A 1,070-nucleotide genomic window follows, 5' to 3' on the forward strand; every position below is an offset into this window, starting at 1 on the left:
TGATGTGCACCCCAAAAGTTGGACTACAAATCTAACTTTATGGGGTGCATTTTTATGGGTAAACATTATAAATTTGATTTTAAAATTAAGATAGTACAAGAATATTTAAATCGAACACAAGGTTACTATGCCTTAACTAAGGCTTACGGGTTATCAAGTACTTCTATTTTAAGAAGATGGGTCGATCAATATTTAAAGTATGGTTCAAAAGGATTAGATAAAAAATTGAAAAATAGATCATATAGTAGAGATTTTAAGGTATCTGTTTTAAAATTTAGACAAGAAAATCATTTGTCTTATCGAGAAACTGCCAACTACTTTAACATTTCTAATCCCCCTATGATAGCGAATTGGCAACGTAAATTTGATAAGGAAGGCATTCTTGGTTTAGACAATAAGCAGAGAGGACGTCCTTCTAAAATGAAAAAGAAAAATAGAAAAGTTAAACAAGAAAATCATTTACCATTAAAAGAAAACGAACGTGAAGAATTAGAGCGACTTAGAACTGAAAATGAGATGTTGAAAGCAGGTATTGCTTATCAAAAAAAGTTACAAGCCTTAACTCAATATTACGAGACCAAACATCCGAAAAAGTAAAAATAATTAAAGATATACATGAAACGCAAAATATTGGGTTAAATGTGTTATTTAAAGTGGCTAATATCGCAAAATCTGTCTACTATTACTGGGTTGGTCGATTCAAAGAGCCAAATAAAGATGAAACAATTATTCAAGCCATCAAAGACATATGTCAGACATGTCAGTATACCTATGGGTATAGAAGAGTGACACAAGCTTTAGCCAACCTCGGTTTCAAAGTCAATCACAAGAAAGTACGTAAATTGATGAAATCGTTAGATTTATCTTGTACAAAATTCACACACAGAAATCGACGATATAAAGCATATAAAGGGAAAGTTGGAAAAATTGCGAATAACTTAATTAACCGTCGATTTAAAACTGATCGACCTTATCAAAAAATAGTGACAGACATTACAGAGTTCAAATTAAAAAATGATCAAAAATTGTATTTATCAACGTTTATGGATGTATATAGTTTAGAAATCATT

Annotated in this window: 2 protein-coding genes; both read left to right on the forward strand. The window is 30.5% G+C overall.

Translation table 11 applies throughout. The annotated features are described in order from the left end of the window. The first annotated feature begins 54 nt into the window (after nt 1-54). A complete protein-coding gene (locus tag AC2D8K_RS12560; RefSeq protein WP_002450094.1) occupies nt 55-597 on the forward strand; it encodes a helix-turn-helix domain-containing protein in 543 nt (180 codons plus the stop codon). Nucleotides 598-653: 56 nt separating this feature from the next. Continuing rightward, nucleotides 654-1,070 (forward strand): IS3 family transposase (locus AC2D8K_RS12565; RefSeq protein ID WP_052831756.1); only part of this gene is annotated, 417 nt, incomplete at its 3' end.

The sequence above is a fragment of the Staphylococcus sp. 510 genome (assembly GCF_057219715.1).

Excerpts from the sequence above, each read along its gene's own strand:
- AC2D8K_RS12560 (WP_002450094.1), top strand. The coding sequence starts at position 55 with ATGGGTAAACATTATAAATTTGATTTTAAAATTAAGATAGTACAAGAA.